The sequence below is a fragment of the Enterobacter sp. 301B genome (assembly GCF_003850715.1).
Lineage (GTDB): Bacteria > Pseudomonadota > Gammaproteobacteria > Enterobacterales > Enterobacteriaceae > Enterobacter > Enterobacter intestinihominis.
The window spans coordinates 56572-82901 of record NZ_PQTC01000011.1 but is presented as its reverse complement, the minus strand read 5'-3'; the positions used below and the strand labels follow the sequence as shown (position 1 = coordinate 82901).

24 protein-coding genes and 2 tRNA genes are annotated in these 26330 nt (G+C 53.2%); 6 read left to right on the top strand and 20 right to left on the bottom strand.

Annotation, left to right across the window (positions count from 1 at the left end; all coding sequences use genetic code 11):
* Positions 1 to 39 precede the first annotated feature (39 nt).
* The 9 genes from nlpI to C3451_RS13760 all read right to left on the bottom strand — a co-directional run bounded on the left by nlpI (position 40) and on the right by C3451_RS13760 (position 10280).
* Positions 40 to 924 (bottom strand): lipoprotein NlpI, encoded by an 885-nt coding sequence (gene nlpI, locus C3451_RS13800; protein WP_003861782.1) that lies wholly within the window; start codon positions 922 to 924, stop codon positions 40 to 42.
* 110 nt (positions 925 to 1034) lie between these two features.
* On the bottom strand, positions 1035 to 3173 hold the full coding sequence (gene pnp, locus C3451_RS13795; RefSeq protein ID WP_022649515.1) for a polyribonucleotide nucleotidyltransferase: 2139 nt from the start codon (positions 3171 to 3173) through the stop codon (positions 1035 to 1037).
* 242 nt (positions 3174 to 3415) lie between these two features.
* Complete coding sequence (gene rpsO, locus C3451_RS13790; RefSeq protein WP_003861789.1) at positions 3416 to 3685, bottom strand: 30S ribosomal protein S15; 270 nt, start codon at positions 3683 to 3685, stop codon at positions 3416 to 3418.
* A gap of 154 nt (positions 3686 to 3839) precedes the next feature.
* Entirely contained in the window at positions 3840 to 4790 is a 951-nt protein-coding gene (truB, locus tag C3451_RS13785; protein WP_023298718.1) for a tRNA pseudouridine(55) synthase TruB, read from the bottom strand.
* The gene (gene rbfA / locus C3451_RS13780; RefSeq protein ID WP_003861793.1) at positions 4790 to 5194 is read right to left on the bottom strand and encodes a 30S ribosome-binding factor RbfA; all 405 of its coding nucleotides are present in this window, start codon (positions 5192 to 5194) and stop codon (positions 4790 to 4792) included. Before rbfA ends, truB begins: the two co-directional genes overlap by 1 nt.
* Before the next feature lie 106 nt (positions 5195 to 5300).
* A complete protein-coding gene (gene infB, locus C3451_RS13775) occupies positions 5301 to 7988 on the bottom strand; it encodes a translation initiation factor IF-2 (protein WP_022649517.1) in 2688 nt (895 codons plus the stop codon).
* Positions 7989 to 8012: 24 nt separating this feature from the next.
* On the bottom strand, positions 8013 to 9515 hold the full coding sequence (gene nusA / locus C3451_RS13770; RefSeq protein WP_003861798.1) for a transcription termination factor NusA: 1503 nt from the start codon (positions 9513 to 9515) through the stop codon (positions 8013 to 8015).
* Positions 9516 to 9543: 28 nt separating this feature from the next.
* Positions 9544 to 9996 carry a ribosome maturation factor RimP gene (rimP, locus tag C3451_RS13765; protein ID WP_014833432.1) on the bottom strand — a complete coding sequence of 151 codons (453 nt, stop codon included), beginning with the start codon at positions 9994 to 9996 and terminating at the stop codon, positions 9544 to 9546.
* Between the two features lie 207 nt (positions 9997 to 10203).
* Positions 10204 to 10280: transfer RNA gene (locus tag C3451_RS13760), tRNA-Met, on the bottom strand.
* 287 nt (positions 10281 to 10567) lie between these two features.
* Between C3451_RS13760 and argG the strand changes: the two genes are divergently transcribed.
* Positions 10568 to 11914 (top strand): argininosuccinate synthase, encoded by a 1347-nt coding sequence (argG, locus tag C3451_RS13755; RefSeq protein ID WP_045622099.1) that lies wholly within the window; start codon positions 10568 to 10570, stop codon positions 11912 to 11914.
* Positions 11915 to 12101: 187 nt separating this feature from the next.
* Here the strand turns inward: argG and C3451_RS13750 are convergent.
* The 6 genes from C3451_RS13750 to rlmE form a co-directional block, all read right to left on the bottom strand.
* A tRNA-Leu gene (locus C3451_RS13750) sits at positions 12102 to 12188 on the bottom strand.
* A gap of 9 nt (positions 12189 to 12197) precedes the next feature.
* Complete coding sequence (gene secG, locus C3451_RS13745; RefSeq protein WP_003861803.1) at positions 12198 to 12530, bottom strand: preprotein translocase subunit SecG; 333 nt, start codon at positions 12528 to 12530, stop codon at positions 12198 to 12200.
* A gap of 222 nt (positions 12531 to 12752) precedes the next feature.
* On the bottom strand, positions 12753 to 14090 hold the full coding sequence (glmM, locus tag C3451_RS13740; protein WP_003861804.1) for a phosphoglucosamine mutase: 1338 nt from the start codon (positions 14088 to 14090) through the stop codon (positions 12753 to 12755).
* On the bottom strand, positions 14083 to 14931 hold the full coding sequence (gene folP, locus C3451_RS13735) for a dihydropteroate synthase (protein ID WP_045622101.1): 849 nt from the start codon (positions 14929 to 14931) through the stop codon (positions 14083 to 14085). Before folP ends, glmM begins: the two co-directional genes overlap by 8 nt.
* A 98-nt stretch (positions 14932 to 15029) precedes the next feature.
* A complete protein-coding gene (gene ftsH, locus C3451_RS13730) occupies positions 15030 to 16964 on the bottom strand; it encodes an ATP-dependent zinc metalloprotease FtsH (protein ID WP_003861810.1) in 1935 nt (644 codons plus the stop codon).
* 102 nt (positions 16965 to 17066) lie between these two features.
* Complete coding sequence (rlmE, locus tag C3451_RS13725) at positions 17067 to 17693, bottom strand: 23S rRNA (uridine(2552)-2'-O)-methyltransferase RlmE (protein WP_003861812.1); 627 nt, start codon at positions 17691 to 17693, stop codon at positions 17067 to 17069.
* A 127-nt stretch (positions 17694 to 17820) separates the two neighbouring features.
* Between rlmE and yhbY the strand changes: the two genes are divergently transcribed.
* Positions 17821 to 18114 carry a ribosome assembly RNA-binding protein YhbY gene (yhbY, locus tag C3451_RS13720; protein ID WP_003861814.1) on the top strand — a complete coding sequence of 98 codons (294 nt, stop codon included), beginning with the start codon at positions 17821 to 17823 and terminating at the stop codon, positions 18112 to 18114.
* Positions 18115 to 18265: 151 nt separating this feature from the next.
* Here the strand turns inward: yhbY and greA are convergent, their stop codons facing one another.
* The gene (gene greA / locus C3451_RS13715; protein WP_023298719.1) at positions 18266 to 18742 is read right to left on the bottom strand and encodes a transcription elongation factor GreA; all 477 of its coding nucleotides are present in this window, start codon (positions 18740 to 18742) and stop codon (positions 18266 to 18268) included.
* A gap of 228 nt (positions 18743 to 18970) precedes the next feature.
* On the opposite strand from greA, the gene dacB reads away from it, so the two are divergent.
* The 3 genes from dacB to pmrB are packed head-to-tail and all read left to right on the top strand — an operon-like array spanning position 18971 to position 22109.
* The gene (gene dacB / locus C3451_RS13710; RefSeq protein ID WP_063139193.1) at positions 18971 to 20404 is read left to right on the top strand and encodes a serine-type D-Ala-D-Ala carboxypeptidase; all 1434 of its coding nucleotides are present in this window, start codon (positions 18971 to 18973) and stop codon (positions 20402 to 20404) included.
* A gap of 2 nt (positions 20405 to 20406) precedes the next feature.
* A complete protein-coding gene (pmrA, locus tag C3451_RS13705; protein WP_003861819.1) occupies positions 20407 to 21069 on the top strand; it encodes a two-component system response regulator PmrA in 663 nt (220 codons plus the stop codon).
* Positions 21066 to 22109 (top strand): two-component system sensor histidine kinase PmrB, encoded by a 1044-nt coding sequence (gene pmrB, locus C3451_RS13700; RefSeq protein ID WP_045622103.1) that lies wholly within the window; start codon positions 21066 to 21068, stop codon positions 22107 to 22109. Before pmrA ends, pmrB begins: the two co-directional genes overlap by 4 nt.
* Before the next feature lie 33 nt (positions 22110 to 22142).
* Here the strand turns inward: pmrB and cgtA are convergent, their stop codons facing one another.
* From cgtA to rplU, 4 genes are all read right to left on the bottom strand, one after another.
* Positions 22143 to 23318 (bottom strand): Obg family GTPase CgtA, encoded by a 1176-nt coding sequence (cgtA, locus tag C3451_RS13695; RefSeq protein ID WP_003861823.1) that lies wholly within the window; start codon positions 23316 to 23318, stop codon positions 22143 to 22145.
* 15 nt (positions 23319 to 23333) lie between these two features.
* Positions 23334 to 24299, bottom strand: a complete 966-nt coding sequence (locus C3451_RS13690) for a DMT family transporter (RefSeq protein WP_003861826.1) — start codon at positions 24297 to 24299, stop codon at positions 23334 to 23336.
* 95 nt (positions 24300 to 24394) lie between these two features.
* Positions 24395 to 24652, bottom strand: coding sequence for a 50S ribosomal protein L27 (rpmA, locus tag C3451_RS13685; RefSeq protein WP_003861831.1), 258 nt, complete (start codon positions 24650 to 24652; stop codon positions 24395 to 24397).
* Positions 24653 to 24671: 19 nt separating this feature from the next.
* Positions 24672 to 24983, bottom strand: coding sequence for a 50S ribosomal protein L21 (gene rplU / locus C3451_RS13680; RefSeq protein WP_003025032.1), 312 nt, complete (start codon positions 24981 to 24983; stop codon positions 24672 to 24674).
* Positions 24984 to 25240: 257 nt separating this feature from the next.
* Between rplU and ispB the strand changes: the two genes are divergently transcribed.
* Positions 25241 to 26212, top strand: a complete 972-nt coding sequence (ispB, locus tag C3451_RS13675) for an octaprenyl diphosphate synthase (protein WP_006812126.1) — start codon at positions 25241 to 25243, stop codon at positions 26210 to 26212.
* The last annotated feature ends 118 nt before the right edge of the window (positions 26213 to 26330 follow it).

Sequence of the window (26330 nt, the reverse complement as noted above, 5' to 3'; positions counted from 1 at the left end):
GGCAATCAAAAGATTACGGGCTGATGTTTATGTCGTCAGCTATTGCTGGTCCGATTCTGCCAGGTCGTCTTGCTCCTGGCCCAAGAGCGATAATTCCAACAATGCATAACGGTGCTCAACGAAGTTATGTACGTTGTTAGCAACCGCTAATTTGAACAGTGCCGTAGCGCTGTCCATATCCCCCAGACTTAGGTAGTACTTACCTAAATAGAAGTTGGTTTCACTGAGATGCTCAGCGAGCGAGGTGTTATCCGTTGCGTCCGCCTTGAGGCGTTCCATCAGCGTTGCTTCGCTAATGTTGCCCAGGTAGAACTCGACAATGTTCCATCCCCACTGTTCCTTGTCCGATTTCTCGAAGCGCTGTTTCAGTGCTTCTTTGGCCTGCTTCTCATCGAGCTTCTGCTCAACGATGTAAAGCCACAGGCTGCGGAAAGGATCATTAGGATCGTCTTGATAAAACGCCAGCAGATCATCTTGCGCTAACTTATCACGACCGCCGTAATACAATGCGATACCGCGATTCAAGTGCGCGTAGTTGTAAGTTGGATCAAGCTCAAGTACAGAATCAAACGCTTCATAGGCAGCATCAAAATTGCCTGCCTGCGTTAAATAAATGCCTAAGTAATTGAATACTTCAGGCATATCAGGTCGAATTGCCAGCGCTTGTGAAAAATCATTTCGCGCTAATGCCCTCAGACCGAGACTATCATACAACACTCCGCGCTCATATAAAAGCTGTGCGCGTTCGTCATCGGTTAAAGCCCGACTGGCAAGTATTTGTTCCATGCGTGCCAGAATCACTTCCTGCTGCAAAGTCGGTTGCAATGGCACTGCGAGGACTTCGCTCTTACGCCAGGCAGAGTTGCTGCATCCTGCCAGCGTTAAAGCTGTCGCAACGAAGCACCAGCGCAAAAAAGGCTTCATTTCCCACTCCCGAAGACAACTATTGGATGAACGTCCTGTCCCCCGGCGGCTTAACAAGGCGTCCTGCCTGATAATAAGCCCTCCGCCTACGCGGAGGGCAAATGGCAACCTTACTCGCCTTGCTGTTCGGCAGCCGGGGCTTCCGGCGCCGCAGCAGGCTGAGACTGCTCGGTTGCTTCTTTAATGCTCAGACGGATACGGCCCTGGCGGTCTACTTCCAGAACTTTCACCGGTACTTCCTGACCCATTTGCAGGTAATCGGTCACTTTCTCAACGCGCTTGTCAGCGATCTGAGAGATATGTACCAGACCTTCTTTACCGCCACCGATGGCAACGAATGCGCCAAAGTCAACGATACGGGTCACTTTACCATTGTAGATACGGCCCACTTCGATTTCTGCTGTAATCTCTTCGATACGGCGGATAGCATATTTCGCTTTCTCACCGTCGGTTGCTGCGATTTTCACAGTACCGTCATCTTCGATTTCGATGGTGGTGCCCGTTTCTTCGGTCAGTGCACGGATAACAGAACCGCCCTTACCGATAACATCTTTGATCTTGTCTGGATTGATCTTGATGGTGTGAATACGCGGAGCGAATTCAGAGATATCACCGCGTGGTGCGTTGATAGCCTGTTCCATCACGCCCAGGATGTGCAGACGCGCACCTTTAGCCTGGTTCAGAGCAACCTGCATGATCTCTTTGGTGATACCTTCAATTTTGATATCCATCTGCAGGGCAGAGATACCGTCGCGGGAACCCGCCACTTTGAAGTCCATATCACCCAGGTGGTCTTCGTCACCCAGAATGTCAGACAGAACAACGAAGTTGTCGCCTTCTTTCACCAGACCCATTGCGATACCCGCAACGGCGGCTTTGATCGGCACGCCTGCATCCATCAGTGCCAGAGAGGCACCACACACGGAAGCCATGGAAGAAGAACCGTTGGATTCAGTGATTTCAGACACGACACGTACGGTGTACGGGAATTTGTCTGCTTCTGGCATTACTGCCAGCACGCCGCGCTTCGCCAGACGACCGTGACCAATTTCACGACGCTTCGGTGAGCCAACCATACCGGTCTCGCCCACAGAGTACGGAGGGAAGTTGTAGTGGAACAGGAAGCTGTCAGTGCGCTCGCCCATCAGTTCATCGATGTTCTGTGCGTCACGTGCAGTACCCAGGGTAGCGGTAACCAGCGCCTGGGTTTCACCACGGGTGAACAGCGCGGAACCGTGAGTACGTGGCAGCACGCCAGTACGCACATCCAGACCACGGATCATGTCCTTTTCACGGCCATCAATACGCGGCTCGCCTGCCAGTACGCGACTACGAACAACGTTTTTCTCGATAGCGTGCAGGATTTCGCTCAGCTCGTTAGCGTCCAGCGTTTCGTCTTCCGCGATCAGGGTTGCGATGGTTTCATCTTTGATCACGTCAACCTGAGCATAACGCTCCTGTTTGTCTGTAATGCGATATGCATCGCTCAGACGAGATTCTGCCAGTGCAGCTACGCGTGCGTTCAGCGCGTCGTTTACCGCTTCTGGCTGCCAGTCCCAACGTGGTTTACCAGCTTCTTTCACCAGGTCGTTGATGTTCTGGATAACAATCTGCTGCTGGTCGTGGCCGAAGACCACTGCGCCCAGCATCTGGTCTTCACTCAGCAGTTCTGCTTCAGATTCAACCATCAGAACTGCTGCTTCAGTACCGGCAACAACCAGGTCCAGCTTACTCTCTTTCAGCTCTTCCTGAGTTGGGTTCAGCACGTACTGGTCGTTGATGTAACCGACGCGCGCGGCACCGATTGGGCCATTGAATGGGATACCAGACAGTGACAGGGCAGCAGACGCACCGATCATCGCTACGATGTCCGGGTTAACCTGTGGGTTAACGGAAACAACGGTTGCGATAACCTGCACTTCATTGACGAAGCCTTCCGGGAACAGCGGACGAACCGGGCGGTCAATCAGACGCGCGATCAGGGTTTCGCCTTCGCTTGGACGGCCTTCACGACGGAAGAAGCCACCCGGGATTTTACCGGCAGCGTAGGTACGCTCCTGGTAGTTCACGGTCAGTGGGAAGAAGTCCTGACCTGGTTTAGCTTTTTTCTGGCCAACTACGGTAACGAATACAGCAGTGTCATCCATGCTTACCATTACCGCAGCAGTAGCCTGACGAGCCATCATGCCGGTTTCCAGCGTGACGGTATGCTGACCATACTGGAATTTACGAACGATCGGATTCAGCAAAATTCTGTCCTTTCTTAAATGTTTGAAAGCACACCTCAGGTGTGCTGACGATTTAACCCGACCTTCTTCGCATCCTCGCGACTAATGACAACCGACACCCCCATGGGTGAAGCCTCTCATTAGCCGCGCGAACCTCTGCAATGAAGATCATTTATAGCAACAATACAATAGTTTCCCCTGAATTGCTGCCGTCTGGTTGAAAAAAGGGGCCATCAGGCCCCCTTTTCTGAAACTCGCAAGAATTAGCGACGCAGACCCAGACGCTCGATCAGCGCGGTGTAGCGTGCAACATCTTTACGCTTCAGGTAGTCGAGCAGTTTACGACGCTGAGAAACCATACGCAGCAGACCACGACGGCTGTGGTGATCTTTTTTGTGCTCTGCAAAGTGACCCTGCAGGTGGTTAATCTGTGCAGTCAGCAGTGCAACCTGAACTTCGGTAGAACCGCTGTCGTTAGTACCACGACCAAACTCAGAAACGATTTTAGCTTTAGCTTCAACGCTTAGAGACATTTTCAAACTCCAAAGTATAAAGAATGTAAGGATGCCGATCTCTAATTCAGCTATCCCATGTACGCCCCGCAGATTGTTAAACAATTTACCAGGCGTTAAGCGGCGATATTCTACTCGTCTCCCCTGCTTATCGCAAGGTGAGGCGTTATCACCGTCACGCTTCGACCGGGTATTCGACGACCAGACGACGCGGGGCAACGCGCCCTTCACCGTCCATTTCGCCCATCCCGATAAACTTGCCTTCCTCCCCTTCCGTCACACGGACCAGGCCCTCAAGCGGCGCCCCCGTTGTGCGGACCGGGTTTCCGTTCTTAAAATAAACGGACGATGTTAAAGGAAGATTAACAACCGGGAAATCTGCTGCCGGACTGTCCATTGGCATCAGCAGCGGATCCAGCAGATCTGCCGGCGCAATTCCCTGCGCTTGCGCCTGTTCAGCCAGGGCGTGCAGATGCTCAAGCGTTACCATACGTTCGACCGGATACTTGCTGACCGCCAGACGACGCAGATAAATCACATGCGCGCCGCAGCCCAGCTTTTCACCGAGGTCGTCAATGATGGTGCGGATGTAGGTCCCTTTCGAACAGTGTACTTCCAGCTCCAGCTCATCACCTTCGTGGCGAATGAACAACAGCTCATACACGGTAATCGGACGGGCTTCACGCGGAACGTCAATGCCCTGACGCGCATATTCGTAAAGCTTCTTGCCCTGATATTTCAACGCCGAATACATCGACGGCACCTGCATTGTGTCGCCCCGGAAGCTCTCCAGCGCCGCATCAAGTTGCTCTGCGCTGAAGGTTACCGGGCGCTCTTCAACGACCTGACCATCCGCATCGGAAGTGTCCGTGCGCTGGCCCAGTTTGGCAATCACGCGGTAGCGCTTATCGGAATCCAGCAGATACTGGGAAAACTTTGTCGCTTCACCCAGGCAGATCGGGAGCATCCCGGTTGCCAGCGGATCCAGCGCGCCGGTGTGCCCCGCGCGATTGGCGTTATAAATACGCTTTACTTTTTGCAGCACGTCGTTGCTGGATGCGCCCTGTGGTTTATCCAGCAACAGCACGCCATGCACGTCACGACCGCGACGACGAGGACGACTCATCAGTCCTCCTTGCTGTCGTCCGCCGGGTTAACACGACGCTCATCGTCATGTTTCACCACGCTGGTCACCAGGTTGGACATACGCATACCCTCAACCAGCGAGTTGTCGTAGAAGAAGGTCAGCTCCGGCACAATACGCAGACGCATCGCTTTGCCAAGCAGAGAGCGGATGAAACCAGAGGCTTCCTGCAGCGCTTTAATGCCGTTCTTCACGGCGTCTTCATCCTGGTCATTCAGGAATGTCACAAACACTTTGGCGTACGCCAGGTCGCGGGACATTTCCACGCCAGACACGGTGGTCATCATCCCCACGCGTGGATCTTTGATTTCACGTTGCAGAATGAGAGCGATCTCTTTCTGCATCTCCTGCGCGACGCGCTGTGGGCGACCAAATTCTTTCGCCATAATAAATTCTCCAGACAAAAAAGGGGCTTAAGCCCCTTTTTAAAATTACTGCCGGGTGGCGCTTCGCTTACCCGGCCTACGCTAATTAATCTTCAGTTGACGAAGATTACGCGATGGTACGCTGAATTTCGATGATCTCGAACACTTCGATCATATCGCCAACGCGAACGTCGTTGTAGTTCTTAACACCGATACCACATTCCATGCCGTTACGAACTTCGTTAACGTCATCTTTGAAGCGGCGCAGGGATTCCAGCTCACCTTCGTAGATAACCACGTTGTCGCGCAGTACGCGGATTGGGTTGTGACGCTTAATGGTCCCTTCGGTAACCATACAGCCCGCGATCGCACCGAATTTCGGTGATTTGAACACGTCACGTACTTCAGCCAGACCGATGATCTGCTGTTTCAGCTCAGGAGACAGCATGCCGCTCATCGCTGCTTTCACTTCGTCAATCAGGTTATAGATGACGGAGTAGTAACGCAGATCCAGGCTTTCAGCATCGATAACTTTACGCGCAGATGCGTCAGCACGAACGTTGAAGCCAACCAGGATAGCGTTGGACGCGGCTGCCAGGGTTGCGTCGGTTTCGGTGATACCACCTACGCCAGAACCGATGATCTTCACTTTCACTTCGTCGGTAGACAGTTTCAGCAAGGAGTCGGAGATCGCTTCCACAGAACCCTGTACGTCCGCTTTCAGAACGATGTTCACTTCGTGAACTTCGCCTTCAGTCATGTTGGCGAACATGTTCTCGAGTTTAGATTTCTGCTGGCGAGCCAGTTTCACCTCACGGAATTTACCCTGACGATACAGCGCCACTTCACGTGCTTTCTTCTCGTCACGTACCACGGTTACTTCGTCACCGGCAGCCGGAACACCGGACAGGCCGAGGATTTCCACTGGGATGGACGGACCCGCTTCCAGCACTTCCTGACCCAGTTCGTTACGCATCGCACGAACGCGACCGTATTCGAAACCACACAGAACGATGTCGCCCTTGTGCAGAGTACCTTCGCGAACCAGAACGGTTGCAACCGGACCACGACCTTTATCCAGGAAGGATTCGATTACCGCGCCGCTCGCCATACCTTTACGAACCGCTTTCAGCTCCAGAACTTCAGCCTGAAGCAGGATAGCGTTCAGCAGGTCGTCGATACCGGTACCTGCTTTTGCAGATACAGGGATAAACTGCGCTTCACCGCCCCACTCTTCCGGCATAACGCCGTATTGTGACAGTTCGTTCTTAACGCGATCCATATCGGCTTCTGGCTTATCGATTTTGTTGACTGCAACAACCAAAGGCACCTGCGCCGCTTTCGCGTGCTGGATAGCTTCAATGGTCTGTGGCATCACGCCATCATCGGCAGCAACAACCAGAACAACGATATCCGTTGCCTGAGCACCACGAGCACGCATTGAGGTAAACGCTGCGTGGCCTGGGGTATCCAGGAAGGTGATCATGCCGTTTTCGGTTTCTACGTGGTAAGCACCGATATGCTGGGTAATACCACCCGCTTCGCCGGAGGCAACCTTAGTAGAACGAATATAGTCAAGCAGAGAGGTTTTACCGTGGTCAACGTGACCCATGATGGTCACAACCGGGGCACGCGGTTCAGCCGCTGCGCCCGTATCACGGTCGCTCATTACTGCTTCTTCCAGCTCGTTTTCACGACGCAGGATAACTTTGTGGCCCATCTCCTCGGCAACCAGCTGTGCGGTTTCCTGGTCGATGACCTGGTTGATGGTGGCCATTGCGCCCAGCTTCATCATCGCTTTGATGACCTGAGAGCCTTTCACCGCCATCTTGTTAGCCAGTTCGCCAACGGTGATGGTTTCGCCGATCACAACGTCACGGTTAACGGCCTGAGCTGGCTTCTGGAAGCCCTGCTGCAGAGCGGAACCTTTACGCTTACCGCCTTTACCACCGCGAACCGCTGCACGTGCTTCTTCACGGTCAGCTTTAGATTCAGCGTGCTTGTTACCTTTTTTCGCAGGACGCGCCGCTTTTGTACTGCGAGTACGGCCACGACCACCTTCAACTTCACGGTCGTTATCGTCTTCTGCCTGGCGCGCATGCTGAGAAGTGGTTACGTGATAATCGCTGTTGTCTTCAGTTGGTTCAGCGGTATTCACACCGTTCTTCTCGTTTTCTTCTGCCATGCGACGCGCTTCTTCGGCGACGCGGCGAGCTTCTTCTTCAAGCTTGCGGCGGGCTTCTTCTTCCGCTTTACGCTTCAGCTCGGCAGCTTCATTTTCACGGCGGGCTTTTTCAGCCTGGGCAGTTTTGGTCATTTCGTCGGTCTGTTGATTGCTCACTTTGTCTTTTTCCGCAGCGTCACGCTTCGCTTTTTCACCGGCGTCGCGTTTCGCTTTTTCTGCGGCCTCACGTTCAGCTTTTAATTCTGCTTCGCGTTTGGCAGTGGCTTCTGCCTCACGCTGAGCTTGTTCTTCCGCTTCACGCTGTGCCTGCTCTTCCGCAGCAAGGCGTTCTGCCTCTTGCGGATCACGTTTTACAAAGGTGCGCGTCTTGCGGACTTCAATTTGTACCGATTTGCTTTTGCCACCGGTACCAGGGATGTTCAACGTGCTACGCGTTTTGCGCTGCAGCGTTAACTTGTCAGGCGTAGAGCCGTGTTCACGGTTCAGGTGCGCTAACAAGGTTTGTTTTTCTTGCGCGGTCACCGAGTCATCAGCGGCCTTCGGGATCCCTGCATCAGCAAATTGCTGTACCAGGCGGTCCACGGAGGTCTGAATCTCAGCAGCCAGCGATTTTACAGTTACATCAGTCATGCTGTTCCTTCCTGCTACAGTTTATTACGCTTCGTCGCCGAACCAGCAAATATTACGTGCGGCCATGATGAGTTCGCCGGCTTTCTCGTCGGTTAAACCTTCGATATCAGCCAGGTCATCAACGCCTTGCTCAGCGAGATCTTCCAGCGTACAAACACCACGGGCAGCCAGCTTGAACGCAATCGCACGATCAAGACCTTCCAGATTCAGCAGGTCATCAGCCGGCTTCTTATCGCCAAGGCTTTCTTCCTGAGCCAGCGCCAGGGTGGTCAGTGCGTTTTTAGCGCGTTCACGCAGGGCTTCAACGGTTGGTTCATCCAGACCGTCAATTTCCAGCAGCTCTTTCATTGGCACGTAGGCCAGTTCTTCCAGCGTAGAGAAACCTTCTTCAACCAGCACAGTGGCGAAGTCTTCGTCAATGTCCAGGTATTTGGTGAAGGTATCGATCGCCGCGTGGGCTTCAGCCTGATGCTTGGCCTGAAGGTCATCAACGGTCATCACGTTGAGTTCCCAGCCGCTCAGCTGTGACGCCAGACGTACGTTCTGACCGTTACGGCCAATCGCCTGCGCCAGGTTGCCCGCTTCTACAGCGATATCCATGGTGTGTTTGTCTTCGTCAACAACGATAGACGCCACATCAGCCGGTGCCATTGCGTTGATTACGAACTGCGCCGGATTGTCGTCCCACAGAACGATATCAATACGCTCGCCGCCCAGTTCGGTAGAAACCGCCTGAACACGTGCGCCACGCATACCGACGCAAGCACCGACCGGGTCGATACGCTTGTCGTTGGTTTTCACCGCAATTTTCGCACGGGAACCCGGATCGCGGGCCGCCGCTTTGATTTCGATAACTTCTTCGCCGATTTCCGGCACTTCGATACGGAACAGTTCAACCAGCATTTCTGGTTTAGAACGCGTCACGAACAGCTGTGCACCACGTGCTTCAGGACGTACGGCATACAGCACACCACGAATACGGTCGCCTGGGCGGAAGTTTTCACGCGGCAGCATGTCTTCACGCAGGATAACGGCTTCAGCGTTACCCGGCAGCCCTTCGGATTTGATCTCCAGAGAGATATTATCGCGGTTCACTTTCTTCACCACGCCAGTGATGATTTCGCCTTCCTGATCGCGGAACTGATCGACAACCAGCGCGCGCTCGGCTTCGCGAACTTTCTGCACGATAACCTGCTTCGCGGTCTGGGTGGTGATACGGTCGAAGGTGACAGATTCAATCTGATCTTCAACGTAGTCACCCACGTTCAGACTTTCGTCTTCAAAACGTGCCGCTTCCAGGGTGATCTCTTTGGTCGGTTGGGTCACTTCTTCAACGATTACCCAACGACGGAATGTATCGAAGTCACCGCTTTTACGATCGATTTCTACGCGAACATCGATCTCTTGTTCGTATTTTTTCTTGGTTGCTGTAGCCAGTGCACTTTCCAGCGCTTCGAAAATCTTCTCACGCGGCAGTGATTTCTCGTTGGAGACGGCTTCAACAACAGCCAAAATTTCTTTGTTCATCGCGGGCTTTTCACCTCAATCCAGACTGTTAAAAGTGGGGAACCAAGTTCGCCTTCTGGATATTACTCAGCGCGAACACTTCATCTTTGCCTTCGACTGTCACCGTGATCATTTCACCATCAACGGCTTTGATAATTCCCTGCCATTTACGGCGGTTCTGTACGGCCATACGCAGAACGAGAGCCACTTCTTCACCGGTAAAGCGCACATAGTGCTCGGCCGTGAACATCGGACGATCGAGGCCAGGTGAGGAAACTTCCAGGTTGTACGCAACGGTAATCGGATCTTCAACATCAAGAACCGCACTCACCTGGTGGCTGACATCAGCACAATCATCAACATTGATGCCATCTTCACTATCAATATAGATGCGCAGCGTCGATGTGCGGCCGCGAACGAATTCGATGCCGACCAGTTCGTAGCCCAGTGCTTCGACCGGTGCAGTAATCATCTCTGTTAATTTTTGCTCTAATGTGGACAAGCCCACCCCCAAGACATAAAAAAAGGGCGTAAAGCCCAGTTATTCTGTAGTCAGATAACAAAAAACCCCGATAAATCGGGGCTTTAGATAACTGAACCCTATAGCCACAACTGTGGCCTGGAGCACTTTCCGAAAGAATTTTTTCAAATCCAGCTACGAAGGCTCTAAGTCTTCACAGTATATTTGAAAAAGAACTTTATAGGAAAGTGGTTGCGGGGGCCGGATTTGAACCGACGACCTTCGGGTTATGAGCCCGACGAGCTACCAGGCTGCTCCACCCCGCGCCTGAAACGTGGCAAATTCTACGCGTTTTGGACAGAATTTGCAAATAATGCTGGGATTTGGTACCGAAGACGGGACGTAAAATCGGCGTTTAGTATATTGATAGTTGACCCCACCTGTCAACCCAGCTTCTGCCAGACAGAACAGACCAATTTTTTTACAAAAAACGCACGAGTCTCTTTCGGTCTTCGACAAAAGATGATTAAATGAATACTCACTTATTTTGCATAAAAATGCACAAGAGAGCGAAAGCGGTCTCTAATCAGTCAATCAAGCAGGGTTTTATTCTATGACGACGATTCTCAAGCATCTTCCGGTAGGACAACGTATTGGCATCGCTTTCTCAGGCGGCCTGGATACCAGCGCTGCACTGCTGTGGATGCGCCAGAAGGGAGCGGTTCCGTATGCATATACAGCGAACCTGGGTCAGCCGGACGAGGAAGATTATGACGCGATCCCTCGTCGTGCCATGGAGTATGGCGCAGAGAACGCACGTCTGATTGACTGCCGTAAGCAACTGGTCGCTGAAGGCATTGCCGCTATCCAGTGCGGTGCTTTTCATAACACTACCGGCGGCCTGACCTATTTTAATACCACTCCGCTGGGTCGTGCTGTCACCGGCACCATGCTGGTCGCCGCCATGAAAGAAGATGGCGTGAACATCTGGGGTGATGGCAGTACCTATAAAGGCAACGATATTGAACGTTTCTATCGTTACGGTCTGCTGACCAACGCCGAGTTGCAGGTCTACAAACCGTGGCTGGATACCGACTTCATCGACGAACTGGGTGGCCGTCATGAAATGTCTGAGTTTATGATTGCCTGCGGCTTTGACTATAAGATGTCCGTTGAGAAAGCCTACTCAACCGACTCCAACATGCTGGGTGCGACGCACGAAGCGAAAGACCTGGAATTCCTGAACTCCAGCGTAAAAATTGTTAACCCGATCATGGGCGTAAAATTCTGGGATGAGAACGTGAAGATCCCGGCGGAAGAAGTGACCGTGCGTTTCGAACGCGGTCATCCGGTTGCCCTGAACGGTAAAACCTTCTCAGACGATGTTGAACTGATGCTGGAAGCAAACCGCATCGGCGGTCGTCACGGTCTGGGTATGAGCGATCAGATCGAAAACCGTATCATCGAAGCGAAAAGCCGTGGCATTTACGAAGCTCCGGGGATGGCGCTGCTGCACATCGCTTACGAGCGTCTGCTGACCGGTATTCACAACGAAGACACCATTGAGCAGTATCACGCTCATGGCCGTCAGCTGGGCAAACTGCTGTATCAGGGTCGCTGGTTTGATCCACAAGCGCTGATGCTGCGTGACGCCCTGCAACGTTGGGTGGCGAGCGCAATCACCGGCGAAGTGACGCTGGAACTGCGTCGCGGCAATGATTACTCCATCCTCAATACCCTGTCTGACAACCTGACCTATAAAGCAGAGCGTCTGACCATGGAGAAAGGTGAGTCAGTATTCTCTCCGGACGATCGTATTGGCCAGCTGACCATGCGTAACCTGGACATCACCGATACCCGTGAGAAGCTGTTCAACTATGTTGAGAATGGCCTGCTCTCCGCGAATTCCGGTAATGGTCTGCCGCAGGTTGAGAACCTGGAACACAGCGATAAGAAGTGATCGACAGCAAGACATGCAAAAGGCGCCCAATGGGCGCCTTTTTTGTGGTCTTCGTAGGCCCGGTAAGCGCAGCGCCACCGGGCAAAACGGCGGGCGGCGCTGCGCTTACCCGCCCTACAATAGATCGGAAACACAGAATGTACAGACGAAAAAAAAGACGTCTTGCGACGTCTTTCTTCTGGAATATTGGTACCGAGGATGGGACTCGAACCCACAAGCCCGTTAGGGCACTACCACCTCAAGGTAGCGTGTCTACCAATTCCACCACCTCGGTACTGAATACTTACTGCGGGATATCGCTGGTTGGCTTAGCCGGTGCAGCTGGCTGAGTTTGCTCAGTTTTTGCTGGCGCGCTCAGATTTTCCCACTCGCTTCCTTTACTGGTCTTGTTGCTGTTGATATTGCCCAGCACCAGACTGATGATGAAGAACAGCGTAGCCAGAATCGCCGTCGTACGGGTCATGAAGTTCGCAGAACCACTTGAACCGAACAGCGTACCGGAAGCGCCTGCTCCGAAGGAGGCTCCCATATCAGCGCCTTTACCTTGCTGCAGCATAATCAGCGCTACGAGAGCGATGGCTACAATAAGGAAAATAACTAAAAGAGCTTCGTACATAATCAACCTGTTCCTTGCGGATTTGCCGCATACCAATGCTTCGACCAATTAGCAGGATTTTGTTTCCCACTGAAGCGGGTGTGAATACTAACCAAAGCGAATCACCTTCGCAAGGGCATTTTCGAGGCATTGTATCAACTGCGGAAAAAAACAGCAAAAAGCCATTAATTGCTTAAAACAAAGGCGGCAAACGCCGCCTTTTTAAACACTTATTCTGGAAGATTATGCAGCTTTCACTGCATCCGCAATGCGGTGCGCAAATTCAGTTACCTGCGCTTCGTCTTCACCTTCCACCATCACGCGGATCAGCGGCTCGGTACCCGACTTACGCAGCAGGACGCGTCCACGGCTGCCAAGCGTCGCTTCCACCTCTGCCATCACCGCTTTCACGTTATCATTTTCCAGCGGGTCGCCTTTACCAGCGGTGAAACGCACGTTCACCAGGATCTGCGGGAACATTTTCATGCCGCTGCACAGATCGTGCAGGCTCATATGGTTACGCGCCATCGCGGCAACAACCTGAAGCGCCGCCACAATGCCGTCACCGGTGGTGGTTTTATCGAGCAGGATCACGTGGCCGGAGTTTTCCGCGCCAATGCGCCAGCCTTTTTCCTGAAGTTTTTCCAGCACGTAGCGGTCACCCACTTTCGCGCGAACAAACGGGATGCCCAGCTGTTTCAGCGCCAGCTCCAGACCCATATTGCTCATCAGCGTGCCCACCGCGCCACCGCGCAGTTGCCCCTGACGCAGGCCTTCACGCGCAATAATGTAGAGGATCTGATCGCCATCGACCTTGTTACCTTCGTGGTCAACCATGATCACACGGTCGCCATCGCCATCCAGGGCAATACCCAGATCGGCTTTTTCAGCCAGTACACGCGCCTGCAAGGCACGCACGTCTGTCGCGCCGACTTCTTCATTGATGTTCAGACCGTCCGGCTCGCAGCCGATGGTGATCACTTTCGCGCCCAGCTCGCGGAAAACATTCGGCGCAATGTGATAGGTCGCACCGTTTGCACAGTCCACCACAATTTTGAGGTGTGCCAGGCTCAGTTCATTCGGGAACGTGCCTTTGCAGAATTCAATGTAGCGGCCTGCGGCATCGACAATACGGTTGGCTTTACCCAGTTCAGCGGAGTCGACACAGGTGATCTCTTTCTCCATTTCCGCTTCAATCGCCTCTTCCACGTCATCCGGCAGTTTAGTGCCGTCGATGGAGAAGAATTTGATACCGTTGTCATAGAACGGATTATGAGAAGCTGAAATGACGATACCCGCTTCCGCACGGAAGGTACGAGTCAGATAGGCAACAGCAGGGGTCGGCATTGGCCCCGTAAAGGAAGCTGAAAGCCCCGCCGCCGCCAGCCCGGCTTCCAGCGCGGACTCCAGCATATAACCCGAAATACGGGTATCTTTACCAATAATGATCTTACGGGAGCCATGACGCGCCAGTACCTTACCCGCCGCCCAACCCAGCTTCAGGACAAAGTCAGGGGTAATTGGCGCATCGCCTACGCGCCCACGGATGCCATCGGTACCAAAATATTTACGATTACTCATAGCGTTTGTTTTCCTTCGCTGCCAGTGTGGCTTCCACCACACGCATGGCTTCTACTGTTTCTTTTACGTCATGGACGCGAATGATGTGTGCACCTTGCATCGCGGCAATCACCGCGCAGGCCAGACTGCCGCTCAGACGTTCGTTCGGCCCGATATTCAACAACTGACCAATCATCGATTTTCTCGACATTCCCACCAGCAGTGGCAGGCCGAACTGATGAAACTCTGATAAGCGCGCAAGCAACGCGTAATTGTGTGAGAGATTTTTACCGAAACCGAAGCCCGGGTCGAGCAGCAATTTCTCTTTTGCGATACCCGCACGTTCACAGCGTTCGATATGCTCAATAAAGAAGCGGGTGACGTCGGCAAACACATCTTCATATTTTGGCGCCTCCTGCATTGTCTTAGGCTGGCCCTGCATATGCATCAGACACACCGGTAGCCCGGTTTCAGCGGCGGCTTCAATTGCGCCCGGCTCGGTCAGCGAGCGGATATCATTGATAATGTGAGCGCCCACTCTCGCCACTTCACGGATCACTTCGGGTTTGGAGGTATCAACGGAGATCCACACTTCAAAGCGCCGGGCGATAGCCTCCACCACCGGCACCACGCGCGCCAGCTCTTCTTCCACCGAAACCTCCGCCGCGCCAGGCCGCGTTGACTCCCCTCCAACGTCAATGATGGTGGCACCCGCGTTGATCATTAAATTCGCGTGTTTAACCGCGTCGATAAGCGAGTTATGCGTGCCGCCGTCAGAGAAGGAATCAGGCGTGACATTCAGGATCCCCATCACATGCGGATGTGAAAGGTCGAGATGCGAGTCCTGGGCGAAGAGTTTCATGGCTAAATCCCTGTTATTTTCATGGTTATATAAAAAAGAAAAACCCCGGAGCACACTCCAGGGTTTGATGTACAGACAAACGCTTCAACAGCAGTGACTTACTTGTCGCCCAACTGCTCTGACATGGTGTTGCCCGGGTTTGGCGTACGCGGTTCATCGACCGGACGCGGTGCACGCGGGGTGCCATTGTTGTCAGAATTGTTAGACGCGCCTGGGTCTTCCCAGCCTGCTGGCGGACGCACTTCGCGGCGAGCCATCAGGTCGTCAATCTGCGGCGCATCGATGGTCTCATATTTCATGAGCGCATCTTTCATCGAATGCAGGATGTCCATATTGTCATTCAGGATCTGACGGGCGCGAGCGTAGTTACGCTCAATCAGCGCTTTCACTTCCTGGTCGATGATACGAGCCGTTTCATCGGACATATGTTTCGCTTTTGCCACGGAGCGGCCCAGGAATACTTCGCCCTCTTCTTCTGCATAGAGCAGCGGACCGAGTTTGTCGGAGAAGCCCCACTGGGTCACCATGTTACGTGCCAGGTTTGTCGCCACTTTAATATCGTTCGACGCACCGGTGGAAACATGTTCCGCACCGTAGATGATCTCTTCTGCCAGACGACCGCCGTACAGGGTTGAAATCTGACTTTCCAGCTTCTGACGGCTGGCGCTGATCGCGTCGCCTTCAGGCAGGAAGAAGGTCACACCCAACGCACGACCGCGTGGAATGATCGTCACCTTGTGTACCGGATCGTGTTCCGGCACCAGACGACCGATAATCGCGTGGCCCGCTTCGTGATATGCCGTGGACTCTTTCTGCGCTTCCGTCATCACCATGGAGCGACGTTCCGCACCCATCATGATTTTGTCTTTCGCTTTCTCAAATTCCACCATGGACACTACACGCTTGTTACCGCGAGCGGCAAACAGTGCTGCCTCGTTGACCAGGTTAGCCAGATCCGCACCGGAGAAGCCTGGAGTACCACGCGCGATGATTGCCGCGTCGATATCTGGCGCCAGCGGTACGCGACGCATATGCACTTTCAGGATCTGTTCACGACCACGAACATCCGGCAGACCGACCACAACCTGACGGTCGAAACGGCCTGGACGCAGCAGCGCAGGGTCGAGTACGTCTGGACGGTTAGTTGCCGCGATAACGATGATACCTTCGTTACCTTCAAAGCCGTCCATTTCAACCAGCATCTGGTTCAGGGTCTGCTCACGTTCATCGTGACCACCGCCCAGGCCTGCGCCACGCTGGCGGCCAACGGCGTCGATTTCATCGATGAAGATGATGCACGGTGCTGCCTTCTTAGCCTGCTCGAACATGTCACGCACACGAGATGCACCGACACCGACGAACATTTCAACGAAGTCAGAACCTGAAATAGTAAAGAACGGGACCTTCGCTTCACCCGCGATGGCTTTTGCCAGCAGGGTTTTACCGGTACCCGGAGGGCCGACCATCAGGACGCCTTTCGGGATCTTACCGCCCAGTTTCTGGAAACGGCTCGGCTCGCGCAGGTATTCAACCAGTTCACCCACCTCTTCTTTTGCTTCGTCACAACCTGCTACGTCAGCAAAGGTGGTCTTGATCTGGTCTTCCGTCAGCATACGCGCCTTGCTCTTACCGAACGACATGGCACCTTTGCCACCACCGCCCTGCATCTGGCGCATAAAGAAGATCCAGACACCGATAAGAAGCAGCATCGGGAACCAGGAAATGAAGATAGAAGCCAACAGGCTTGGTTCTTCCGGCGGCTCGCCTACCACTTTGACGTTTTTGGTCAGAAGGTTATCAAGCAGCTTAGGATCGTTCACCGGGATGTAAGTCGTGTAACGGTTACTATCTTTCTTGGTAACGTTGATCTCACGTCCGTTGATACGCGCTTCGCGAACCTGGTCCTGATTGACCTCTTGCAGGAAGGTAGAATAATCCACCTTGCGGCCATTCGACTCGCTGGGCCCAAAGCTCTGGAAAACTGACATCAGCACAACGGCAATGACCAGCCAGAGTATTAGGTTTTTCGCCATGTCACTCAAGGGATTAACCTCATATTACAACTGTGTTAAAAACAGCGTCAGGATACTCTATATCCAGTTTCATTCAAACTTTCGCCTGAAATCTACCGGTTATCATTTTCGCCCGGTCGCTACAATATACACTTCACGGGAACGGGCCCGGGAAGAGTCCGGCTTACGAACTTTGACCTTCGCAAACAGGGAGCGAATTTCCTTAAGATACTCCTCGAAACCTTCGCCCTGAAACACCTTCACAACAAAACTACCACCAGGCGCTAGTACATCACGACACATTTCTAACGCTAGTTCCACCAGATACATGGCGCGGGGGATATCCACCGCCGGTGTTCCACACATATTTGGTGCCATATCCGACATGACAACCTGGACCTTACTGTCACCTACACGATCAAGTAATGCTTTAAGCACTAATTCATCACGAAAGTCGCCCTGAAGGAAGTCGACACCGACGATGGGATCCATTGGTAAAAGATCGCATGCGATGATTCGGCCCGTTCCGCCGATCTGCGTAACCGCATACTGAGACCATCCGCCAGGTGCCGCACCGAGGTCGACCACCGTCATTCCCGGTTTAAAAAGTTTGTCACTTTGCTGTATTTCATCAAGTTTAAACCAGGCGCGGGAACGTAACCCCTTTTTCTGCGCCTGTTGAACATATTTATCGCTAAAGTGTTCCTGAAGCCAGCGGCTGGAGCTGGCAGAACGCTTTTTACCTGTCATTTAACATTTCCGTCCTGGTTCATCGTTACTTGCCTGTGACGTAAATTTCTACGCAGCTATTTGGCGATATTAGGGAGATGGCGGTAGAATGAACCGTTTTCAATCCCAACGTAAGCAAAAATATACGATGAATCTGAGTACTAAACAAAAACAGCACCTTAAAGGTCTGGCACATCCGCTCAAGCCTGTAGTGATGCTTGGCAACAATGGTTTGACCGAAGGGGTGCTTGCCGAGATTGAACAAGCGCTGGAACACCACGAGCTGATCAAGGTGAAAATCGCCTCTGAAGACAGAGACACTAAAAACCTGATCGTGGAAGCCATCGTGCGCGAAACCGGCGCCTGTAATGTACAGGTCATCGGTAAAACGCTGGTGCTCTATCGCCCATCTAAAGAGCGCAAAATCTCGCTGCCACGTTAAGGATATCCTGAATCAAACACATTTTCTGTGTGAAACGAGGGATTTCTTTCAGCAGGCGAGCAAAATGCCATGCTCCTTGAGTTGATAAAAGGCCGCTATGCGGCCTTTTTCTTTTCTTTACAATGTATCAACATCTTAGAAGAGAAGCGAATTACAGGTATTCAACCTTAATAATTTCGTATTCCACTTCGCCACCCGGGGTGCGGATAATCACAACATCATCCTGCTCTTTGCCAATCAGGCCGCGAGCAATCGGGGAGTTCACCGAAATCAGGTTCTGTTTGAAGTCCGCTTCATCATCACCCACGATGCGATAGGTTTGCTCTTCGTCGTTGTCCAGATTCAGGACGGTGACGGTAGAGCCGAAGATCACGCGACCGTTGTTTGGCATTTTAGTGATATCGATAACCTGCGCGTTGGACAGTTTCGCTTCGATATCTTTGATACGCCCCTCGCAGAAACCCTGCTGCTCACGCGCCGCGTGGTATTCAGCATTCTCTTTCAGGTCGCCATGCTCACGCGCATCCGCGATAGCGGCGATGATTTCAGGGCGACGTACGGATTTCAGAAAATCCAGCTCTTCGCGCAGTTTTTCGGCACCACGTAAGGTCATCGGAATAGCTTGCATTTGTTATACCTCTTAAACATTCCTGTTGGGAGCAGTGTTCCCTGCTCCAGCCCACCTGAACAGGCCAGAAGCAAAAAGAAAACCGACCCGGGAGCAACGCCCCAGGTCAGCAGCAATTTTTCAATTTGATACGCATTTTACCGCGAAGTTCACTATGGGTCATCGTTTACTTTACAGTGCCATGCACCGTAGTATGACGGTTTGTTTTCGGGTTGTTAGCGCGAGATTATGCGATTTTCCAGTTTTATCATCGGATTGACTACCAGTATAACGTTCACCGTTCAGGCCGCGAATGTTGATGAGTACATTAATCAACTGCCCACCGGCGCGAACCTTGCCCTGATGGTGCAGAAGGTTGGCGCGCAGGCTCCCGAGATTGACTATCACAGTCAACAGATGGCGCTGCCTGCCAGTACCCAGAAGGTGATCACTGCCCTCGCCGCCCTGCTCCAGCTCGGGCCTGACTTCCGTTTTACTACCACCCTTGAAACCAGAGGTAACGTTGAGGGTGGCGAACTGAAAGGCGATCTTATCGCCCGTTTTGGTGGCGATCCCACCTTTAAGCGCCAGGATGTCCGCAACATGGTGGCGGTACTGAAAAAATCCGGCGTAACAAAAATTGATGGCAACGTGCTGATCGACACCTCCATTTTCGCCAGCCACGATAAAGCGCCTGGCTGGCCATGGAACGACATGACGCAGTGCTTTAGCGCCCCGCCAGCCGCCGCCATCGTTGACCGTAACTGCTTCTCCGTATCGCTTTACAGCGCGCCAAAACCCAATGACTTAGCGTTTATCCGCGTGGCGTCTTACTACCCGGTCACGATGTTCAGCCAGGTGCGGACGCTGGCGAAAGGCTCCCCGGAGGCACAGTATTGTGAGCTCGACGTGGTACCGGGCGATCTCAATCGCTATACGCTCACCGGCTGCCTGACCCAGCGGGCCGATCCCCTCCCGCTGGCCTTTGCCATTCAGGATGGCGCAGGCTATGCCGGTGCCATTTTTAAAGATGAACTGAAGCAGGCGGGCATAACCTACACCGGAACGCTGCTGCGCCAGACGCAGGTGAATGAACCAGGCACGGTGATTGCCAGTAAACAGTCCGCGCCACTGCATGATTTGCTTAAGATTATGCTGAAAAAGTCGGATAACATGATTGCCGACACGGTGTTCCGTATGATCGGGCACGCGCGCTTTGGTGTGCCAGGAACCTGGCGGGCCGGTTCTGATGCCGTACGTCAGATCCTGCGCCAGCAGGCGGGTATCGATCTGGGCAATACGATCGCTGTCGACGGTTCTGGTTTATCGCGCCATAACCTGATCTCACCGGCCACCATGATGCAGGTGTTGCAGTACATCGCTCAGCATGACGCTGAGCTAAACTTTATTACAATGCTGCCGCTCGCCGGACACGATGGGTCACTTCAGTACCGTGCGGGCCTTCACGCTGCAGGCGTGGATGGCAAAGTGTCAGCCAAAACGGGTTCCCTGCAAGGCGTTTACAACCTTGCCGGTTTTATCACGACAGCCAGCGGGCAACGCATGGCCTTTGTGCAGTATCTTTCCGGCTATGCCGTCGAACCGGCTGACCAGCGCAATCGTCGTATTCCACTGGTGCGTTTCGAAAGCAGGCTCTATAAGGACATCTACCAGAATAACTAGCGATGAAACTACTGATAGTTGAAGACGATCTGTTATTACAGGAAGGGTTAGCGCTGGCGCTGGGGAATGAGGGCTACGCCCTGGATTGTGCCGCCACGGCGGCTGAAGCAGATGCCTTGATCCAGAGCGGAGAATACAGCCTTGTGATCCTGGATTTGGGACTGCCGGATAAAGACGGCGCGACGCTGCTCTGCCAGTGGCGTCGTCGCGGAGTGGAGAATCCCGTATTGATTCTCACCGCCCGCGATGCCATTGAAGACAGAATTAACGGGCTGGATTCTGGCGCTGACGATTATCTGGTAAAACCCTTCGCCCTTGCCGAGCTACAGGCTCGCGTACGGGCGTTGATCCGCCGCTATCAGGGCCACAGCGACAACCTGCTGACGGACGGGGATATCACCCTCAATCTGCAAACTCAGCAGGTGCTGCGCCAGTCTCAGCCTGTGGAAGTGACCCCAAAAGAGTTCGCTCTGCTGACGCGTCTGATCATGCGCAGCGGGCAGACCGTGCACCGTGAAACGCTGCAACAGGACATCTACTCCTGGCAGGACGATCCAGGATCAAACACGCTTGAAGTTCACATTCATAATCTGCGCCGCAAGCTCGGTAAAGATCGCATCAAAACCGTACGCGGCGTGGGTTACCGTCTGGAGAGCCAGAAATGAACAGTATGCGCCGGCGATTAATGGTGTTGCTGGCGGTTATACTGCTATTTTTTCAACTCATTAGCGTAGTCTGGCTGTGGCATGAGAGCCGCGAGCAAATCGGTTTTCTGGTGAACGAAACGTTGTCTGCGAAAGCGCGCAACAACCATGTCGAAAAAGAGATCCGCGAAGCCATTGCCTCCCTGCTGGTCCCTTCTCTGGTGATGGTCGGTTTTACCCTGCTCTTCTCATTCTGGGCAGTCACCTGGATCACCCGACCACTCAACAAACTTCGCTCCAGCCTTGCGAACCGTTCGGCGGATAATCTGACTCCCCTGCCGATGTATTCTGATATGGAAGAGATAGGCGCTGTGACCACATCGCTCAATCAACTCCTCGCCCGGCTGGACCACACTATTCAACAGGAACGCCTGTTTACCGCCGATGCGGCACACGAGTTACGTACGCCGCTTGCGGGGATCAGGCTCCATCTGGAACTGATGGCTCAGTCCGGTTCCCCGCAGGCCACACCACTGATAAACCGGATCGATCAGTTGATGCACACGGTGGAACAGCTGCTGATGCTGGCGCGTGCCGGACAGGCGATGGCCAGCGGCCATTACGATACCGTGAACTGGACTGAGACGATCATTGCTCCGCTTAGCCTGGAGCATGAAGCCAAAGAGCATACGGTGATATGGCCGGCCCACAGCGCGCTGACGGTTCAGGGGGACGCCGTCCTGTTACGTCTGATGCTAAGGAACCTTCTGGAGAATGCCGCCCGCTACAGCCCGGCAGGCACAACCATTGAAGTGGCATTAACAGCGATGGAAAGCGGTACCCAGGTGAGCGTTACCGATCAGGGGCCGGGTATTGATGAGGCACACCGCCAGTCGATCACCGAACCTTTCCGACGTCTCGACCAGCGCTACGGCGGCAGCGGCCTTGGGCTGAGCATCGTACAGCGTATCGTACAGCTCCATCATGGCCATTTAACGCTGGAGAACGGCGCTGCGGGCGGCCTCATCGCCAGCTGTTGGTTACCGGCGAAAATAGGATAAAAAAAAGCCCCGTTAAGGGGCTTTATACTGAGGTTAGTGCTTGTAGATGAACTCGACGCCTTCTTCGTCGTCTTCATCCCAGTCATCGTCCCAGTCTTCATCATCTTCTTCCGCTTCCAGCTCTTCGAGCTGCTGGCGGTGGTAGTCATCCCACATGAATTCGACTTTTTCAGGCTGTTTCGCCTCTTCTGCCTGAACAACCGGATTCTCGATGATAAAGGTCATCACATCCCAGCAGAGATCTTTCACGCCAACCTGGCTGGCGGCAGAGATCAGGTAGTACTTATCTTCCCAACCCATCGCTTCGGCAATCGCTTTCGCTTTCGCTTCAGCTTCCGCTTTATCCATCAGGTCGATCTTGTTAAATACCAGCCAGCGCGGTTTTTGCGCCAGTTTTTCACTGTATTTCTCCAGCTCACCGATAATGATACGGGCGTTTTCAACCGGATCGGAACCGTCGATTGGATCGATGTCGATGAGGTGCAACAGTACGCGACAACGCTCAAGGTGCTTCAGGAAGCGAATCCCCAGACCGGCGCCTTCTGCTGCCCCTTCAATCAGACCCGGGATGTCAGCGACCACGAAGCTCTTCTCGTTATCCATACGGACAACGCCCAGGCTCGGTACCAGTGTCGTAAACGGATAATCCGCCACTTTTGGTTTCGCCGCAGAGACCGCACGGATAAACGTCGATTTACCGGCGTTTGGCATACCCAGCATCCCCACATCCGCCAGCAGCATCAGTTCCAGTTGCAGGTCGCGCTTATCACCCGGGGTACCCATGGTTTTCTGACGCGGGGTACGGTTAACGGAAGATTTGAAACGGCTGTTACCCAGACCGTGCCAGCCGCCTTTCGCCACCATCAGGCGCTGACCGTGTTTGGTCATATCACCCATGGTTTCGCCCGTGCCCTGATCGATGACACGCGTACCTACCGGCACTTTGATCGTCACGTCTTTACCGCGTTTACCGGTACAGTCGCGGCTCTGGCCATTCTGCCCACGTTCGGCGCGGAAAGATTTTTCGAAACGGTAGTCGATCAGCGTGTTGAGGTTTTCATCCGCCTCCAGCCACACGTCGCCACCGTCCCCACCGTCACCGCCGTCAGGACCGCCACGAGGAATATATTTTTCACGGCGGAAGCTTACACAACCGTTACCGCCATCACCTGCCACGACCAGAATCGTCGCTTCATCAACAAACTTCATTTTACTCTCCGTAACTCATTCGCCTGAGCGGGGGACTATTACAACCGCTTCATTTTTGCGCCAACGCCCCCAGAGACGATGACCAATGGCGGAATACATCGCGCCCGCAACCACGACAAACGCACCGAGATAACCCAACAGGTTGAGCATCGGCTTGACGAAGACATCGGGCCAGGCCATTGATAACAAATCTGAAAATAACAGCGTAAACAGCGGGGTAAGCGTGATTAAGGCGCTCACCTGTGCTGCCTGCCAGCGCGCCATGGCTTCAGCCAGCGCGCCATAACCGACCAGCGTGTTCAGCCCACAAAAAATGAGGCACGCCAGTTGCCAGTCGCTGAGCTGGGTAATCACCCCCGGCTTAGCTAACGGCAATAATGCCAGTGTACACAAAGTGTACAGTAAAAAGAGGATCTGCTGTGAGGCAAGTCGACGCAATAACACCTTTTGCGCGACGCCATAACTCACCCAGACCGTTGCTGCACCCACCCCAAAAATGACACCCCAGGTGTAATCCGTCAGGCGGGTAAAAATCTCGATCAGACTGGTGTTAAAGAACATCACCAGACCGCAAAGCAACATGCTTGCCCCGATGATCTGCGTACCGCGCATCTTCTCCTTGAGGATGAATACGCTGGCGACCATCATGCCGACCGGTGATAGCTGACCAATCACCTGCGACGCTGTAGGGCTAAGATATTGCAGGGAAGAGCTGAACAGAATGAAGTTACCGAACAGACCGCCCGTCGCGATAGCCAGTAACACCAGCCAGCGCGGTTTTCGGAAGATGCGCAGCGGTGGCAGCTTACCTTTGACGGCCAGAATGGCGCCCAGGCCTATACTTGCCATCAGGAAGCGATAAAACACCACCGTGGGCGGTTCCATCACTTCCAGTACCTGCTTCATTGCAATTGGCAGCGCACCCCAGCACATCGCGGTAGTGAGCGCCAAAAGAATACCAATGCCGGCCTGCTGCTTCATGCCCGTTTTCCCTACAGAAAATTTTCCGGGTTTCCAATGTAAAAAGCCCCGCAACACGTTGCGGGGCTTTAATCCGTTACCGGACCGAGAAAACCTTACTCAGCAACGATGCTGATGTATTTACGGTTGTTCGGGCCTTTAACTTCAAATTTCACTTTACCGTCTGCTTTAGCAAACAGAGTGTGGTCACGACCGCAACCTACGTTGGTACCCGCGTGGAACTTGGTGCCACGCTGACGAACGATGATGCTACCCGCCAGAACGGATTCGCCACCGAAACGCTTAACGCCCAGGCGTTTAGCTTCTGAATCGCGACCGTTACGTGTGGAGCCGCCAGCCTTTTTATGTGCCATTTAAATCTCTCCTCAGGTCTTAGGCGCTGATGCCAGTAATTTTCACATCAGTGAACCACTGACGGTGGCCCTGCTGCTTACGATAGTGTTTACGACGACGAAACTTAACGATTTTAACTTTCTCGCCACGACCGTGAGCAACAACTTCAGCTTTGATAACGCCGCCATCAACGAAAGGAACGCCGATTTTGACTTCTTCACCGTTTGCGATCATCAGAACTTCAGCGAACTCAACAGATTCGCCAGTTGCGATGTCCAGCTTTTCCAGGCGAACGGTCTGACCTTCGCTTACTCGGTGTTGTTTACCACCACTTTGGAAAACCGCGTACATATAAACTCCGCTTCCGCGCACATCCTCGTATGATTCAGAGTGCGCTATAAATATTCACAATAGGGCGCGAATATTACGCAAAACGCGAGCCTTTGACAAGTGCTACCATCAATACATGAAGAAAAAAAACACAACACGTACGGTAACGTTTATCTGAGCCATTTTTTCAGTACAATCAGCAATACTATTTATAAACCGAAACCCTTTGTGTACCCATCTCGTGTGGGATAAACAGGATAAAAAGCCCGGCTTTTGCGATGAATTTAGAAAAAATCAATGAGTTAACCGCGCAAGATATGGCGGGTGTGAATGCAGCAATCCTGGAGCAACTCAACTCTGACGTTCAGCTGATCAATCAGTTGGGCTATTACATCGTCAGCGGCGGCGGTAAACGTATTCGTCCGATGATTGCCATTCTGGCCGCACGCGCGGTTGGCTATCAGGGAAATGCCCACGTCACGATCGCGGCGCTGATCGAATTTATCCACACCGCCACCCTGCTTCATGACGATGTTGTGGATGAATCAGACATGCGTCGTGGCAAAGCCACCGCCAATGCCGCGTTTGGTAATGCGGCAAGCGTTCTGGTAGGGGATTTTATCTATACCCGAGCCTTCCAGATGATGACCAGCCTTGGCTCGCTGAAGGTGCTGGAAGTGATGTCAGAAGCCGTAAACGTTATCGCTGAAGGCGAAGTCCTACAGTTGATGAACGTCAACGACCCGGACATCACCGAAGAAAACTATATGCGGGTGATTTACAGCAAGACCGCACGTCTGTTTGAAGCCGCCGCGCAGTGCTCCGGCATTCTGGCAGGCTGTAGCGAAGCTCAGGAAAAAGGGCTTCAGGACTACGGCCGTTACCTCGGCACCGCGTTCCAGCTGATTGATGATTTGCTGGACTACAGCGCGGATGGCGAAACGCTCGGTAAAAACGTTGGCGATGACCTGAACGAAGGCAAGCCAACGCTGCCGCTGCTCCACGCGATGCGCAATGGCACACCAGAGCAGGCGAAAATGATCCGGGAGGCTATCGAGCAGGGAAATGGTCGCCATCTTCTGGAACCGGTACTGGAAACAATGGCCATCTGTGGTTCCCTTGAATGGACGCGTCAGCGTGCTGAAGAAGAAGCAGACAAAGCCATCGCCGCAATTCAGGTCATTCCCGACAGCCCATGGCGTGATGCGCTAATCGGCCTCGCGCACATCGCCGTCCAGCGCGACCGTTAATCCCCTCCTCATCTCCCTGCGATCTCGTAGGGAGGTTCCAGTACGCACCAATAAATTACATTTACGCGTAAGCTCATCAGGTTACAGGCCGTATGTATAAAGCCGTGCCTTATTCTGA